Genomic DNA, 16018 nt, shown 5'->3' on the forward strand with positions numbered 1-16018 from the left:
CTCAACAATTGGTTCAGGCTCAACAACTGGTTCAGGCATAGCACTAGCCACTGACTGTGCTAAATTGTCATTATAATCAATACCGCTTTGTAGCTCAGCGTGACTTGAAGTCTGATAATCAACACTATAAAGCTCTGGCGGCGGTGCTGAGGCTTCATGTGCAGCAGCATCTGGGGCTGATGCCGAAGATACTGGTTCTATAGCTGGTACTTTGGTAGCAGACCCATCACTATAATAAGTATTGCTCAAGACTTCATCGACTGGCAACGGACGAAACGCCAGTAATCGCAAGATGCACATCTCAAGCGCTTGCATCGGCGTACTTGCCAACTTAACACCTTCACGGGCTTGCACAACGATCTCGTAATACAGTTGCAAGACATCAGGGCTGATATGCTGAGCTAGCGTATAAATGTCTTTTGCTTGCGCCTCATTGACATTAAGAGCGACCTCAGGCAACAGCTGAGTCAATGCCAACTGATGTAACAGCTCAGCGAGCCCATCAAACATACTAGTCGCATCGACCATTTGCGCGCGCATTTGCTCAATATGAGCAGCAACCGCAGACTTATCATGATTATAGATATCTGTGATTAGACGCACTAAGTCAGCAGCATCAATAAGACCAAGCATTGCATTAACAGTCGCATCATCCAGTGCGCCTTGACCAAAAGCAATGGCTTGATCGGTCAATGATAGAGCATCACGCACAGAACCTTTGGCTGCACTTGCTAACTGCCAAATCGCTGGCTGAGTATAGCCTACCTGCTCTTTGGTCAAGATATTTGCCAAGTGCTCGCTAAGTAACGTTTGAGGTAATGGGCGCAGAACGAACTGCAAGCAGCGCGAAATAATCGTAATCGGTAACTTTTGTGGATCAGTCGTCGCTAATAAAAACTTCACATGTTCAGGTGGCTCTTCTAACGTTTTTAATAGCGCATTAAAGCTGTGCGTAGACAGCATATGTACTTCATCAATAAGATAAACCTTATAGCGACCCTGACTTGGTGCATATGGGACATTGTCTAACAACTCGCGAGTGTCTTCAACTTTGGTACGCGAGGCAGCATCAATCTCAATAAGATCAATAAACCGCCCTTGATCAATGGCAACACAGTTATCACATACGCCGCAAGGCGTACTGGTAATACCTGTATCACAGTTCAAGCATTTAGATAAAATACGCGCAATCGTTGTCTTACCCACACCGCGCGTACCTGTGAACAGATAGGCATGATGCAGACGATTATAATCAATCGCATTAATCAGCGCTTGAGACACATGCGTCTGCCCAATCAACTCGTGAAAGTTTTTTGGTCGGTATTTGCGAGCTAAAACTTGATATTGCTGCGTCATAATAAATGCCAATGTAAATAATACAAATATAGAGGGAGCGTCGAACTAATGAATCATACTATGTTTTGGTTATAACTGAGCTTGAAGTTGGGCCAGTCGGTCATATAAGCGTTGAGTACTTTCATCAATCAATGAGCCTGCTTGATGAAATATATCCAGATAAACCTCAGTATTTACACTGTCTTCGCACGGCCTAAACTCTACGCCCAGTAAAAACAAATTGTCCATCACTGGCTCTTGTAACTGGACATTGATATCTGACAATAAATCTTTATAAGAGAGCCGAACATTCTCTGCGCTTAGCGAACTGCTATCGTCTTGCGCATAAAACACCATGAGATAATGGCGTCCAAATACATGATAAGAATGCTCATGACGGACATATCCATTCCAGCGCGATTCTTGATCCATGGTTCTATAAGCTAAGATTTTCTCTACTAGACATGCATAGGTATACATTGACTCATCTACCAAAATATCAACCTGATCATTTGGTAAAGGTCTACCCGCTTCATAATAACGCTCAAGAACACTGTTAAACAGCTTGAACCACATCCGAGTATTTTTTTGCATCTCAGCCATTAAGGCATCGGCATACACAGTCTGATTCGGCTCTACTGCTTTAAGTAAGCGTAATTCGACTTGCTCAATTAACTCGTTATCGATTAGCTGCTCTTGCACCCTAATCGCTCTTTGATGAAAGTCAGGTGATTGTAGAAACTGTTTAAGCAATGTCGATTCGTTTTGAAATGATGCAAAGCTAGATAGTTGACGACGATGAAAATCTAAAAAAGTTGTCAAATCACTTGGCGTCACCAATTGATTGAGGATATCAACGAAGTTTTGATGACTAAAGACTTGTAAGATACTTTGCTCATCATCTAAGTCTAAAACACAGTCTTCTGCAAAAAACCGACTGCCATATTCGTAGCCAACTGCATAAGATGAATGGCCCGATTGATCGTCTTGATGATTGATAGACAATGATGTTAAACCGATAAAGTAAACCGCTTTATCAGTTGTCGCGGCACTTCTATCTACAATTAGGCTATCATTTTTTTGATAAATCTGAGCGTGGCGTTTGATAAGTTGGTTAACAACTTCTTTTCTCCACTCACGAAATTTAGCATTATCCACTTCTTGTCTATTCGCTTGCATCACAACCGTATTGACGAGCAAATAAATAGTAGCGCCAGAAAACTCAAAAACAAAATCATAACCCTGAAAATGATCAGAGTCAGTGATTTTGTCATCAGGCAACTCATACAATGATAAAAAACATTGCTGAATCATTTTTTGCCATGTCGCATGTGATGCTTGCTGAATATCCATAATACCTCTATAAACGATATTTCACAAAAAAGCTTATACCCACTCTGTGAAAATGAGCAAAAGCTTTTTATGCTGAGTTAAGTATCAGTTTGGATTTACAGCAAGCAAACCCATATTAGCTATCTTGTTTGCGGCGCATATGCGGGAACAAGATTACATCACGGATACTAGCAGAGTCGGTAAATAGCATTACTAGACGGTCAATACCAATACCCTCACCAGCTGTCGGTGGCAAACCGTAAGACAATGCTTCGATATACTCTTCATCAAAATGCATGGCTTCATCATCGCCAGCGTCTTTTTCAGCAACCTGACCACGGAAACGCTCGGCTTGGTCTGCTGGATCATTAAGCTCACTGAAGCCATTAGCCAATTCACGACCACCAACGAACAGCTCAAAGCGATCGGTAATCTCAGGATTGTCATCACTACGGCGCGCTAGTGGTGATGTCTCAGCAGGATATTCAGTGATGAACGTTGGCTGACGTAATTGATGCTCAGCCGTTTCTTCAAAGATAATCGTCTGTAGTTTACCCACACCGAACACATCTTTGACTTGTTGCTTAAGTGTCGTTGATGCATATTCTGCTAGGTATTCACGATCATTGATACGCGCCATGTCAAAGTTTTCAGCATATTTTGCAATCGCATCAGACATTGATAGACGAGCAAATGGTGCTTTTAGGCTAATGGCTTCTTCTTGATAAGTCAGCTCTGTTGTGCCCAACACATCTATTGCTAACTGATTAAACAGACGCTCAGTCAAATCCATCAAATCATGATAATCAGCGTAGGCTTGATAGAACTCAATCATGGTGAATTCAGGGTTATGACGGGTTGAAACCCCTTCGTTACGGAAACTACGGTTAATCTCAAATACGCGCTCAAACCCACCAACGACCAAACGCTTAAGATAAAGCTCAGGCGCGATACGTAAATATAAAGGCATGTCTAATGCATTATGATGTGTCTCAAACGGACGAGCTACTGCGCCGCCTGGTATCGGATGCATCATTGGCGTTTCAACTTCCATAAAACGCTCATTAAGCATAAATTGACGAATACCACTGACGATCTGACTGCGAACCATAAAGGTATTGCGAGTCGTCTCATTGGTCATTAAATCAAGATGACGATTGCGATAGCGAGCTTCTACATCAGCCAAGCCATGGAATTTATTTGGCATTGGACGTAGTGATTTGGTCAGTAGCGTAATTTCTTCAATATGCACATACAAATCGCCTTTACCTGAGCGACCGATATAGCCTGATACCCCAACGATATCACCCAAATCTAGTGATTTGATGCTCGCACGCGTTTCCTCATCAAGCTCTTTACGTGCTACATATAGCTGAATACGGCCTGTCATGTCTTGAATCACGATGAACGAACCACGGTTGAGCATGACTCGACCCGCCACGTTGACCTGTGTTTTTTCACCATTTGCTGCTTTTTCTTCAATTTCCTGCTTTGAGACACCATCAAAAGCCGTCTGTAAGTCTTGCGCATAATCAGTGCGTTTGAACGTATTAGGATACGGCTGTTTACCTGAAGCACTGATATCATCTAGCTTGGCTTGCAGTTGTGCGATTAGCTCGTTAGCATCTTCTACGACTGGGGTTTGATCTTGGTTCTGATTATTGTGCTTTGACATAACACTCTCAATATTTTTAGGTAATTAAATGGATAAACGAAAACAGAAAAATTAAATCAATACTTATTATTATAAGAACAGACATGGTGATAAAAACGATACAACTGTTGGTACTTTTAAAGACTAACTACTAGTCATTGCCACCGATACTGGCCATTAAATCGGCCTGATGCTCACGCAACAATGCATCAAGAATCTCATCCAAGTCGCCTTCCATAATGGAGTCAAGCTTGTATAAGGTAAGGTTGATACGGTGATCGGTCATGCGACCTTGTGGAAAATTATAGGTACGGATACGCTCTGAGCGATCGCCACTACCGACCAAGTCACGACGTATAGAATCCGCCACATCGACCTGTGCTTGTACTTTGGCTTGTTGAATTTTAGAGACCAGCATTTTCATAGCATGCGCACGGTTTTTGTGTTGGCTACGCTCTTGCTGACACTCTACCACGGTACCCGTTGGAATATGCGTCAAACGTACAGCAGAGTCAGTCGTGTTCACATGCTGACCACCCGCGCCACTTGAGCGGAAAGTATCCATTTTGATATCAGCAGGATTGATATCGACGGTATCATCAATCTCAACTTCTGGCATGACCGCAACCGTACAAGCGGACGTGTGAACACGACCTTGGCTCTCGGTTTCAGGAACACGCTGTACGCGGTGAGCGCCCGATTCAAACTTTAGGCGACCATATACACTATTGCCAGATACGCGAGTGATGATTTCTTTATAACCGCCATGCTCACCTTCATTTGCAGATAGCACTTCTAGTGTCCAGCCCTGGCTCTGCGCGTATTTTTGGTACATACGGAACAAGTCACCAGAGAAAATCGCTGCTTCATCGCCGCCTGTCCCTGCACGAATCTCCAAGAACGCTGGTACTTTGTCGTTAGGATCTTTTGGTAGCATCATCAGATTGAGCGCTTCTTCCATCTCTACGATGGTATCACGCGCACTCTCAATCTCATCGATCATCATCTCTTTCATGTCAGGATCTGTTGCATCGGCTAGCATCGCTTCTGCATCAGCCTGATCCGTTTCTGCACCCACGTAGTTTTGCCACAGCGTCGTGATCTCCATCAAGTCGCTGTGCTCAACAGACAATTCACGGAACTTATTATTATCACTGATGACACTAGGATCTGATAATAAAGCGGTGACCTCTTCATAACGGTCTACCATCTGGTCTAAACGCAGGCGTAAGGATTCTTTCATAAAAGGACTTTTAATTGGATAAGAGGAATAAGCCCGTGATTATAGCAAATTTTTTGGGGTAAATTAAAACCTCTAAGCATTCTTGTCGATATTCTAAGCAATCTTGTTGTTATCCTCTCAAACATCTCTGTCTATATCTAGATGTCACAGCTTAATTTCAATAGCAAAAACGACAGACAAAAAAATAGCTAAGAATATTCTTAGCTATTTTTATCAAAACAAGTAGTCAAAGTATTAGACCTTGCGAACTAAGACCGATCCAATAGAGTAACCTGCACCAAATGAGCAAATAACGCCCAAATCACCTGATACTAAGTCATCTTTGTGGCGATGGAATACGATCATAGGACTGGCTGAGCTGGTATTGGCAAATTCAGCAATAACACTCGGTGCAATCGACTTATCGGCATCTTTACCAACCACGGTACGCAGAATCAAATCCAACATATTGGCATTGGCTTGATGCAACCACATCATCTTAACATCAGATGTTGGGATGTCGTTTTCTTGCAAGTGCTCAGTGATAATCTCTGACACTTTTGGACAGACTTCACGGAATACTTTACGACCATTTTGCAAAAACAGCTTATCAGTGACCGGTGCTTTGATATCTGGATACATTTCAGTCTGCGCTGCTAGATACTCTGAGCGATCCATAAAGCCATATTCGTTTTTGATGTTGGTCGAAAACTGAGTAAATAGTTTAGAGTTTAAAATCTCGTAACCTTTTGGCGTATCTAGTTCTTCAACAATAGAAGCCGTCGCCACATCGCCGAAAATAAAGTGGCTGTCACGGTTGCGCCAGTTTAGATGCGCTGAGGTAATCTCAACGTTGACCACAGCAATACGCTTGGCCAAACCAGAGATGATAGAACCGTGTGCTTGTGACAGACCAAAAGTCGCCGCACTACACGCAACGTTCATATCATAAGCAAAGCCGCCAATCATACCAATTTCGTTTTGGATCTCGATAGCAACCGCAGGATAAGTACGCTGGAAGTTTGAGCAAGCAAGGATGATGCCGTCTAAGTCATTGGCCTCAAGTCCAGCATCAGCCAAAGCGTCTCTTAGTGCTGCTGCGCCCATTTCGGCCATGACTGACAGCTCTTCGCCCAAGTTACGGTAAGGGATAACTGGCGCCATAATTTCAGTATTTAAGATACCTTCTTTTTCCATCACATAACGTGATTTGATACCAGATACTTTTTCGATGAAAGCAGCTGAAGAAGGCTCAAGTGCCGTCACTGTCTCTGCAGCTATCTCTTCAGCATGTTCGGTATTATAGTTTTCAACATACTGGTTAAATGACTCAACTAGCTCTTCGTTACTAATGCTGTAAGGTGGGATATAAAGACCAGTGCCTGTGATACAAGTCGTCATGATAAGCTTCCTTGTCTACTACTGTGGTGCTTGGAATAAGCATAAAAGTGGAAAAATAATAGCCATTCAAATTCAGTGAATAACTGTAAACTTAAAATCAGTGTGTTTATTATGCCTGAATATTATAATTTTTCTAATACTTTGTTACAAATAATCTGTTTCTTGCCATAAATTAGCAAAGACCGCCGTCCTTTTGCGGTAGCTACGTTATAATTGGCATCATTTATTCTGTACGACTCCTCGAACTATCTTAATTATTCAGAACATTGATACACGCTCATACTTAGGAATGCTCATGGCAGAACTTCTCAACTGGTTATTTAGTCAATACGCTGATTACTCTACGATATTTATCATTCTTGAACTGATTGCCGTTGTCTTTGGCGTAGCAAGTGTCTTACTCGCCAGCAAAACCAATATTTTAGTCTTCCCTATTGGTCTGGTCAGCACTGCTATATTTGTGTACCTACTGTGGAAGTGGCAACTGTTTGGCGATATGTTTATCAATGCTTACTATACTGTGATGAGCTTGTATGGCTGGATTAACTGGTCAAAGAACAAGAAAAACCAGTCTGTTGAACACAAGCAGTCAGATACCAATAATGTCCGTATTGAGCATTTGCATGCAGGTGACATTCCTATACTTTCTGCTTTGGCAGCAGGAACGATAGCTTTTGTAGGATTGGTTTATTATTTCCGTCCAGTGATTAATAATGGCTTTAGTTTCGATGGTGCGGTACTTGGAATCCATCTATTTACTTGGGTCGATTATACTGACATGCTCACTACGGCTTTATTTTTGATGGCAATGTGGCTCATGGCGCGGCGTAAGATTGAGCATTGGATACTCTGGATCATCGCTGATGCGATATCGGTACCGCTATACTTCTATAAAGGTTTTACTTTTACCGCGCTACAATATGTAGTCTTCACTCTTATTGCAATCTGGGCATACTATGAATGGCAACGACGCTACCGTGTACAACCTCGAGCAGCATACGCCTAAACCCGTCATCAACGTCGCGGTTTTAGGGGCAGAAAGTACGGGTAAGACGACCTTATGTCGTGATTTGGCCGCGCATTTTGATACTCCTTGGGTGTCAGAATATATGCGCACCTACTTACAGGCAAAATGGGACGACGAGCAGCTGACTTGTACGTGGGAGGATCTGCTCCCTATCGCACAGGGACAGATTACACTAGAGAATACCTTAGCCAAACAGGTCGCTCAGTCGTCTGATGCCAGTCATTATTTGTTTTGCGATACCAGTTTGTTTGAGCTGATGGTTTATTCCTATTGGTATTATGGCGACTGCCCTACTGCCCTTGAGCAAGCAGCATTGGCCCATCATTATGATTTGATATTATTGACTGATGTTGATACGCCATGGGTGGCTGATGACCTGCGAGACAGTCCGCATCAACGTGATGAGATAAGCAACTATTTTGCCAGTCAATTAAGTAAGCATCAAAAACCATTTCAAAGCATTAGTGGCGATAGAAAAGAGCGTGTTCGGCAAGTAGTAGCGCAGCTCGCTGATATAGATAATATATCGCCTGACTAAAGCTAAACAGCTATACCCAAAAACTTATTCATATTTGTGTCTTTAAGACTTTCTTGTCTTTAACACCTTTTTGTATTTGAAACCTAAGAGATACCCATGCTAAAGAAGTTTGAGCTTTATTTAGAAAAAACCATATTTAATAGCCGCTGGATACTGGCGCCTTTTTATCTAGGCCTTGTGTTAGGCATTATTTTATTATTTATTAAGTTTGTCCAAAAGCTATGGCACATGTTCGCTGACATTCTGACGGCCTCTGAAGCCAGTGTCATTGTAGATATATTGGTATTGGTTGATATCTCTCTAGTTGCCAGTTTATTGCTTATCATTATATTCAGTGGCTATGAAATTTTTGTCTCAAAAATCGATACTGGTATCCATGATGATCGTCCTAGCTGGATGGGCAAAGTAGACTTCTCTGGCCTAAAACTCAAAGTCATCGGAGCGATCGTTGCTATCTCGGCGATTGATCTTTTAAAATCCTTTATGGATATCTCTAGCGGAATGAGTGAACTTGATGCTGACAAACTCATGTGGAAGGTTATTATTCATATGACCTTTGTATTTTCTGGCTTGTTATTCGCTATTATGGATAAAGTCGTTGGCGACACGAAAAAGCATTAAAAACATTAATAATCGAAAAATAATTATCTGGAAATATCAACTCTCACCCTTTCACAGTTTTTTCATATTTCCTGCACATCTTCTCTTCATGCCCTCTCTATGATGTCTTTTAAAGCCACAGTCTGCTATCTCGGCAGCTGTGGATTAAAGACACTTAGGAGGCGACCACATGCAAAAAACATTATTGACGAAATTATCTATCATTGTAGGACTTTGTATTATTTTTTCGATTGGTCTCAGTATGATTAGCGACATCATATATGAGAGACAATACTACGCAGAGTCAGTGATAAAAGAAATCAGCGAGCAGCATGTCAATCCACAAGAGGTCATTAACCCATTTATCGCCATTCCTACGACAATCACACCGGCATGTCAGTCAGATACAACAGATACACCAAATGTAAAGAACAAATGCGAACCGTCATACTCGAAAATCGAGACGATATTTGCCTTTCAGACGCAGGCAGCACAAAACCTAAAAGTAAACACAGAGACTTATAAACGCGGTATTTATAGCTCTACTAGCTATGATGGTCAGCTGACATTCGATCAAAGTTATACGCTTGATGAGACTTTAAAAAATTTAGATCAGATTGGCACTACAATTGACGATGATGTAGATTCAGTCGGTATATCTCCTAATACAGACAAAACACAACTAGCCAAAACCATTACCCACTGGAATAAAGCAAAACTGATCATTCCCGTGTCTGACTTACGCGGTGTCACTACCCTGCCTACTGTCACAATTAACCAAAAAACGATTGTAGCAAACTATCCGCAGATACCAATGATAGAAAACTTAACCTATGTTGAAGTAGATATTCCTAAAGACGTATTGGAGCAATTAAGCAATCCTACTAGCCAGCAGAATAAAGATAGCTTTATTGTTACAGGCTCAGTGGATGCAGATCTAAATAAATCAGAGGTGAGTAGCCAATTATCCAGCCCTAAAGACAATCAAGCGCTCAGTATTGTGATCGACTTGCCATTAGCTGGCATTAGTAATTTAACGACTGTCCCAACTGGGCAGAACTTTACTCTGTCTATGCACAGTGACTGGCAGACACCAAACTTCATCGGCAAAGCATTACCAAATACCAAGAGCATTACCGCTGAAGGATTTGATGCCAGTTGGCAAAATCAGTATCTAACCGTTGCCAATAACCAATACCTTTCTCAATGTCTCAGCGCGCCTAATCACCAATGTACTGTCATAAGTGAATCAACGCTCAATACCAATAGTCATTCGTACAATCCTAATTCGTTTGAGGCATCAAGAGGTCTGACGACAGACAGTGCAGCAGTAGCTAGTAGTAATCAAAGTATTCTGCTAAACAGCTTTGGCGTTAGTTTTGCGAGCCCTAACGATGTCTATCTACAAACTGAACGAGCCATGAAGTACGCCTTGCTATTAATGTTGGTATCGTTTGGCACTTTCTTTTTATTTGAAGTGCTCAAATCAAGTCGCATCCATCCTATTCAGTATCTACTCGTCGGCTGCGCACTATTTGTCTTTTATGTCTTATTACTACCACTTGCAGAACAAATCGCATTTTGGCAAGCCTATATGGTAGCGGCCAGTGCTTGTGTCGGGCTTATTGGCTGGTATAGCTACTATGTATTTGGCGGTTTCAAACGAGCAGTAATCTTTACCGCGACGCTTGCTGGACTATACGCTGCATTTTTCGGTATTTTAAGTACAGAAGATCTCAATCTACTACTGGGTGCGATATTCTGCTTTGTGATACTTGCCTGCGTGATGGTGATGACTCGCAAACTTGACTGGTATAAAGTGACCTAAATAAAGTCACGTAAATGATGAGAGCCATGCGCTGTATAAAGCAAGTCAGACAAACTGTCAGTAAATGAAAGGTTTTTATCTGATAATTTGAAAAAAACTTGGCTGCCTTAGCTTATCAACTGAGCTAAGGCGGCCAAGTAGTAATATTATTTGACGATATGGTTGTTTAACGCTTTAGCCCAATTATTGCAATTATCCTCGCAGCGCGGGCAACAATGATTGGGGTCAGAGATTTCATCAACATAACCGCAATACATACAAGCATAATAAACCCCTGCTTCTACTTGCTCGACCGGTCGATATTGCTTAGGGAAAAGCGGCATACCGTAGTCTGTTTTTTCAGAGGTGTGCAATAAAATACTAAAATTGCCATCAGCTTCGAGCAAACCGACACGAACTTGTCCTAAATGTTCAACCCCTTGTTGGCGCATTTCAGCAAAAAACTCATCGTGTGACATTTCCCCCTGTTTAATCTTATCAAGCACCAACATGCCATCTTCTACAATATACATTGAGCGCCCCTCTAGCAGGTCCTCAAAAGGCTGGAACTTCATCATCGCCCAAGTACACAGCCTATAGAGTGAAATGACCGTACCCATGATGAGTACCGCTTGGATAATAGGCAGGTCTTCGGTGAACATAGGGTCACCTGCAATAGAGCCTAGCGATAAAATAATGGTTAGCTCAAAAATAGAGAGCTGACGAACGCCGCGCTTACCAGTGAAGCGTAAAAATGTGATAATTAATACAAACATTACAGTGACACGTATTAAAATTTCTACGGCAAACAACCAAGTTGTGTCATAAATAAAAATACTTGCCCAATTCATACTATCTTTCCTATTTATTTATCTAATTATTGTGTTTCATGAGTGTTGTTCTAAGAGTTCGTTTGATGCGAAGCACATCATCCCTATTTTTAGACCTTATCGTCAATACAACTATCGTTATTCTGATTTAAAAGAGACTTTTTGCCATAAGTACGACAAAATATCCTGTCTTGTGAGACAACTACGAACCATGAATTGGATTAATCAGTTATCAATCTATTATCTTTGCTAAGGAATAAGCGTTCGTTATAACAGCGTATCTCAAGACCTAAAATTAAAATCCTATGTTTGCCTGTCTTGTGTCATTTATTCATTGTAGGAATTATTTTTGAAAGCCACTATTTATACTATTATTGCGTTAATCGCCTTTGCCGCAAACTCCCTGTTTTGCCGAATGGCATTGGCAGAAGGCTATATCGACGCTTGGAGCTTTACAGTTATCAGGCTAATCAGTGCGACAGCTTGTCTAGGCATTATCATGGCTGTACATGCTTACAGACTGCGACGCCAAACGTCTAATCATGACGAACCTACTGTCCACGCTATATTAAATGATAAAGGCAGTTGGTTGAGTAGCGTCAGCTTGGTGATTTATGCGCTGTGTTTTTCGATTGCGTATGTAGAGCTGGATACTGGCACTGGTGCATTGATTTTGTTTTCAGCGGTTCAGCTGACGATGATTGGCTGGGGTATCTACAAAAAGGAACAGCTCAGCACACTACAATGGTTAGCATTTGCCGTTGCAGTGGCAGGGTTTGTATATTTGATGCTGCCATCAGCTGCCATACCATCACCATTAGCGGCAGCGTTGATGGCTATGAGCGGCGTGGCTTGGGGAGTATACAGTATACGCGGGAAATCATGCGTCTCACCGCTTCGAGCGACAGGGTTTAACTTTGTGCGTAGTTTAGTCGCTGTGCCTATACTATTACTGGTAGGTATGACGTACATAGATGACTTGGGTTTCAAAAATATCAATTTGGATGGTATTACCACTGAAGGTGTACTACTCGCCTGTGCATCAGGAGCAATCGCCTCAGGGTTGGGTTACAGTATCTGGTATACAGCGATGCCACTATTGAAAAACACACAAGCTGCTATCGTTCAGCTATGTGTCCCTGTGATTGCTGCGTTGCTAGGTGTGATATTTTTGTCTGAACAGCTGACTATGCCGTTTATAGTTGCAAGCACAGTCATTTTGGGCGCGGTCTTGGTGTTTACCTTAAATAAAAAAGTACCGGTATAAAATAATGCCATTAACAACCTATCATTAGCTAAACTGCTCAGAAAAAGTTCCAGCTAATTACGTTACCGGACAACATAAAACGCCCCGATTCTTATAAATCGGGGCGTTTTAGTATATGAGTTATTATTTTAATATTGCTAGTCCCTGGTCAACAGCTTTTAAACAACAGTCTTAAACGACGGTCACTTCTAGACGAGTATCGACATTGCCGCGAGTAGCATTAGAATACGGGCACACCTGATGCGTGGCTTCGATCAACTGCTGCGCCTGCGCTTCATCAATACCTGATACTTCTACAGACAACTCTATCTCTAAGTTATAGCTACCGTCAGCTTTCATACCGATACCCACTTGCGCAGAAGTTTTTGAAGCGGTAACAGGCAGTTTCATGTGCTGTGCTGTCATGCTCAAAGCGCTATCAAAACAAGCCGCGTAACCCATGGCAAAAAGCTGTTCTGGGTTCACGCCTTCTTTGTCTTGCTCTTGAAAAGATACCAAGTCAAATCCTAAAGAACCATCGTCTAATCCAGTATGGCCAGAACGTCCACCAGTGGCTGTTGCGCGCGTTTTATAAAATATTTTCATGAGTAATTATTCCTTGTTTCATATTATCAGAGGTCATACTTACGCTGTTGCGATGAGATTATTATAGATTCCTCTGCACTTATACGTTAGAACAAACCTCTATAACTCTTGCCTAATCCTACAAATATTTATACTATCAGGCAATTATATAAAATAAGCATTCGTGATGAATCAAACGACTATTGACCAACTTTTAGCAGTACTACCTAGAAATAAAACCATTGAATCTGCTGTTTCAGGCTTGTTCTTTTACTGCGCGGACAAACCAAGCAAAGCCGTGAGTTATATTCAAGAGCCAAGTATTTGTATTGTACTGCAAGGTGAACGAGAGATTTACTTGGGTGCTGACTGTCAAAGGTTTGACAATAGTAACTTGATGTTCTGTCCAGTTAATATACCGCTAAGTATGCATATCAAGCACGCTTCGATAAAGAACCCTGTTATTGTTTTATCAATGAAATTAGATTTAGCTATGATTAGAGATGTATTAGCGCAGATACCGACCACACACCCAGTAGCAGGCAGTCATTTAGGAATAAAGTGGCACTTAGATGACACCATAATGGACGCGTTTGAGCGATTGATACGCTTGCTTGATTATCCAAACGATATTGATTTTCTGTCTTCTTTAATTCAACAAGAAATATACTATCGCCTACTCTTGGCTGAGCAAGGCAACAAACTTAAGCAATTGGTCGTTAGCGGCAGCCATACACACCGCATTGCCCAAGCAACTGACTGGATAAAGGCACATCTAGATGAACCTATTGTGGTTGAGAGCTTAGCTAGTAGATGCGGCATGAGTGTCTCAGGGTTCCATCAGCATTTTAAAGAAATAACCCAGCTGAGTCCGCTACAGTATCAAAAAAGCTTACGTTTAATGGAAGCCAGACGCTTAATTAAGATGCATGGGGCGCAAATATCACAAATAGCAATGCAAGTAGGCTACGAAAGTCCTAGTCAGTTTAGCAGAGAATATAAGCGGTTTTTTGGTCTGAGTCCGAGTAACGAGTTGTAGTTGTAGTTGTAGTTGTAGTTGTAACCTTGTCTTCTAATAGAATAAATTTTTTGCTTAGGCTATTTATGAAAGTATTCCTTAAAAAATATCATTTTTAAATTGAATGATTTGTGGAGTATTTTAAATAAATAGAAAAATTGGTTGACGTGACTATATATTCGTATTATAACATATTATATATATTTAAAATAATGAATGTATAGGAGCAGCTTTACTCTGCGTACGATCGATGTAAAGCGATCAATAGAAAGCTTAGGGAGGAGATAACATGATTCGTTTAAGCTACACTCTAAAATGCTGGGCACTTGGCATCACTTTTTTTACAGTGTTCTACTTTATGGTAGTCATGAGTGACCCTGGCTTTAGCAAATACATTTACATGTTGGCTTTCAGCACTTTGCTATTCCCTATTGCTAAGCGTGCAGTCGATATTATGACCGATTTTTTCGCACCAGATATTGAGCTGTTCAATGGATTGCTACCATCGCTTTTAATCAATATTGTGATTTGGATGCTTACTCCATTTATCGTCGCATTAACTGTGATTGCCTATGTACTTTATAGCATGGGTGTACTGACAGAAAAAATTAGCCATTAAGTATCAATTATCAAGTACCAATCATTAAATACTAGACATTAGATACCAGTCGCTAATTATCAGACATTAAGCCTTAATAGCTCATAGAGAAGGTAGTTTGCAAACTATCTTCTCTAACTATGTATATAGCGACTAAAACGACTAATAGATTTAACTTACAACGGCTATTTGCTAATTTTTTTGCCAACAAACTGTACTACAGCGCTAAGCCCTTGATGCCGATTTCCTTCTGATACCATGCGCAACTTCTCTACACCAATCACTTCGTTCAGCCCTACAAGCTCATGTTGAAAGTTCTGTAAAGCGCCAAAACGCTCCCTTTGACTGGCAGGTGGTCCACCGATTGCCTCTGTTTCAAGCTGTCGTTCTGTATAAGCCTCGACGATAAATACTCCCTCTGGCTTGAGAGCAGTGCCAACTTGTGCATGTACATATTGACGTACCGTTTCAGGCACGTGTGCCCAGATAGAAACTATGGCATCCCATTTATCCTGACCAAAGTTGTAATCTGCTAAATCAGCTACTTGGGTGGTAATAGCTACCCCTTTCTCTTTGGCCAACTTGTTCGCTTTGTTTAACCCTACTTCGGACATATCCATCGCAGTCACCTTGAAGCCTTGCTCAGCTAAGAATACTGCATTTCTACCCTCGCCCTCTGCTAGACAAAGTACGTGTTCACCTACAGGTATCTGCTCAAATGTCTCTCTCAAAAAATCATTAGGTTCGGTGCCAAATGCGAACTCTGTGCCACTATAGCGTTCATCCCACATTTTAATCGTCCTATTGTTTGAGATTGATATCCAA

15 protein-coding genes are annotated in these 16018 nt (G+C 41.5%); 7 read left to right on the forward strand and 8 right to left on the reverse strand.

The genetic code is table 11. The features are described 5' to 3' along the window. The 5 genes from dnaX to ACQKCP_RS03815 all read right to left on the reverse strand — a co-directional run. Window positions 1–1356 (reverse strand): DNA polymerase III subunit gamma/tau (gene dnaX, locus ACQKCP_RS03795; protein WP_427611350.1); only part of this gene is annotated, 1356 nt, incomplete at its 3' end. 69 nt (window positions 1357–1425) lie between these two features. Continuing rightward, entirely contained in the window at window positions 1426–2688 is a 1263-nt protein-coding gene (locus ACQKCP_RS03800; RefSeq protein WP_427611351.1) for a hypothetical protein, read from the reverse strand. Between the two features lie 115 nt (window positions 2689–2803). Beyond that, a complete protein-coding gene (gene lysS, locus ACQKCP_RS03805; RefSeq protein ID WP_296209946.1) occupies window positions 2804–4342 on the reverse strand; it encodes a lysine--tRNA ligase in 1539 nt (512 codons plus the stop codon). A 130-nt stretch (window positions 4343–4472) separates the two neighbouring features. Continuing rightward, a complete protein-coding gene (prfA, locus tag ACQKCP_RS03810; RefSeq protein ID WP_057760300.1) occupies window positions 4473–5564 on the reverse strand; it encodes a peptide chain release factor 1 in 1092 nt (363 codons plus the stop codon). A gap of 234 nt (window positions 5565–5798) precedes the next feature. Beyond that, the gene (locus tag ACQKCP_RS03815; protein WP_057760302.1) at window positions 5799–6944 is read right to left on the reverse strand and encodes a beta-ketoacyl-ACP synthase III; all 1146 of its coding nucleotides are present in this window, start codon (window positions 6942–6944) and stop codon (window positions 5799–5801) included. Window positions 6945–7239: 295 nt separating this feature from the next. On the opposite strand from ACQKCP_RS03815, the gene pnuC reads away from it, so the two are divergent. From pnuC to creD, 4 genes are all read left to right on the forward strand, one after another. Beyond that, complete coding sequence (pnuC, locus tag ACQKCP_RS03820; protein WP_427611352.1) at window positions 7240–7950, forward strand: nicotinamide riboside transporter PnuC; 711 nt, start codon at window positions 7240–7242, stop codon at window positions 7948–7950. Next, window positions 7922–8509 (forward strand): AAA family ATPase, encoded by a 588-nt coding sequence (locus tag ACQKCP_RS03825; RefSeq protein ID WP_427611353.1) that lies wholly within the window; start codon window positions 7922–7924, stop codon window positions 8507–8509. Before pnuC ends, ACQKCP_RS03825 begins: the two co-directional genes overlap by 29 nt. 96 nt (window positions 8510–8605) lie before the next feature. Then, window positions 8606–9130 carry a TIGR00645 family protein gene (locus ACQKCP_RS03830; RefSeq protein ID WP_427611354.1) on the forward strand — a complete coding sequence of 175 codons (525 nt, stop codon included), beginning with the start codon at window positions 8606–8608 and terminating at the stop codon, window positions 9128–9130. 169 nt (window positions 9131–9299) lie between these two features. Next, entirely contained in the window at window positions 9300–10937 is a 1638-nt protein-coding gene (gene creD / locus ACQKCP_RS03835) for a cell envelope integrity protein CreD (RefSeq protein ID WP_427611355.1), read from the forward strand. Between the two features lie 146 nt (window positions 10938–11083). Here the strand turns inward: creD and ACQKCP_RS03840 are convergent, their stop codons facing one another. After that, window positions 11084–11767, reverse strand: coding sequence for a DUF421 domain-containing protein (locus ACQKCP_RS03840; RefSeq protein WP_298807642.1), 684 nt, complete (start codon window positions 11765–11767; stop codon window positions 11084–11086). A gap of 328 nt (window positions 11768–12095) precedes the next feature. Between ACQKCP_RS03840 and ACQKCP_RS03845 the strand changes: the two genes are divergently transcribed. Beyond that, entirely contained in the window at window positions 12096–13013 is a 918-nt protein-coding gene (locus tag ACQKCP_RS03845) for a DMT family transporter (protein WP_427611356.1), read from the forward strand. Between the two features lie 171 nt (window positions 13014–13184). Here the strand turns inward: ACQKCP_RS03845 and ACQKCP_RS03850 are convergent, their stop codons facing one another. Continuing rightward, window positions 13185–13598, reverse strand: coding sequence for an organic hydroperoxide resistance protein (locus ACQKCP_RS03850; protein ID WP_160021698.1), 414 nt, complete (start codon window positions 13596–13598; stop codon window positions 13185–13187). A 166-nt stretch (window positions 13599–13764) separates the two neighbouring features. Between ACQKCP_RS03850 and ACQKCP_RS03855 the strand changes: the two genes are divergently transcribed. Both ACQKCP_RS03855 and ACQKCP_RS03860 read left to right on the forward strand, forming a co-directional pair. Then, entirely contained in the window at window positions 13765–14616 is an 852-nt protein-coding gene (locus ACQKCP_RS03855; protein ID WP_427611357.1) for an AraC family transcriptional regulator N-terminal domain-containing protein, read from the forward strand. 268 nt (window positions 14617–14884) lie between these two features. Beyond that, window positions 14885–15214 carry a hypothetical protein gene (locus ACQKCP_RS03860; RefSeq protein ID WP_404692954.1) on the forward strand — a complete coding sequence of 110 codons (330 nt, stop codon included), beginning with the start codon at window positions 14885–14887 and terminating at the stop codon, window positions 15212–15214. 164 nt (window positions 15215–15378) lie between these two features. Here ACQKCP_RS03860 and ACQKCP_RS03865 read toward each other — a convergent pair whose 3' ends face one another. Continuing rightward, window positions 15379–15984 (reverse strand): SAM-dependent methyltransferase, encoded by a 606-nt coding sequence (locus ACQKCP_RS03865; RefSeq protein ID WP_427611358.1) that lies wholly within the window; start codon window positions 15982–15984, stop codon window positions 15379–15381. Between the last annotated feature and the right edge of the window lie 34 nt (window positions 15985–16018).

This window comes from Psychrobacter sp. NPDC078631 (genome assembly GCF_050268165.1).
GTDB lineage: Bacteria > Pseudomonadota > Gammaproteobacteria > Pseudomonadales > Moraxellaceae > Psychrobacter.

Coding starts and splice junctions, on each gene's coding strand:
- ACQKCP_RS03815 (WP_057760302.1), bottom strand. CDS start 6,944: ATGACGACTTGTATCACAGGCACTGGTCTTTATATCCCACCTTACAGC.
- creD (WP_427611355.1), top strand. CDS start 9,300: ATGCAAAAAACATTATTGACGAAATTATCTATCATTGTAGGACTTTGT.
- prfA (WP_057760300.1), bottom strand. CDS start 5,564: ATGAAAGAATCCTTACGCCTGCGTTTAGACCAGATGGTAGACCGTTAT.
- ACQKCP_RS03840 (WP_298807642.1), bottom strand. CDS start 11,767: ATGAATTGGGCAAGTATTTTTATTTATGACACAACTTGGTTGTTTGCC.
- ACQKCP_RS03800 (WP_427611351.1), bottom strand. CDS start 2,688: ATGGATATTCAGCAAGCATCACATGCGACATGGCAAAAAATGATTCAG.
- ACQKCP_RS03865 (WP_427611358.1), bottom strand. CDS start 15,984: ATGTGGGATGAACGCTATAGTGGCACAGAGTTCGCATTTGGCACCGAA.
- ACQKCP_RS03860 (WP_404692954.1), top strand. CDS start 14,885: ATGATTCGTTTAAGCTACACTCTAAAATGCTGGGCACTTGGCATCACT.
- ACQKCP_RS03855 (WP_427611357.1), top strand. CDS start 13,765: ATGAATCAAACGACTATTGACCAACTTTTAGCAGTACTACCTAGAAAT.
- lysS (WP_296209946.1), bottom strand. CDS start 4,342: ATGTCAAAGCACAATAATCAGAACCAAGATCAAACCCCAGTCGTAGAA.
- pnuC (WP_427611352.1), top strand. CDS start 7,240: ATGGCAGAACTTCTCAACTGGTTATTTAGTCAATACGCTGATTACTCT.
- ACQKCP_RS03830 (WP_427611354.1), top strand. CDS start 8,606: ATGCTAAAGAAGTTTGAGCTTTATTTAGAAAAAACCATATTTAATAGC.
- ACQKCP_RS03850 (WP_160021698.1), bottom strand. CDS start 13,598: ATGAAAATATTTTATAAAACGCGCGCAACAGCCACTGGTGGACGTTCT.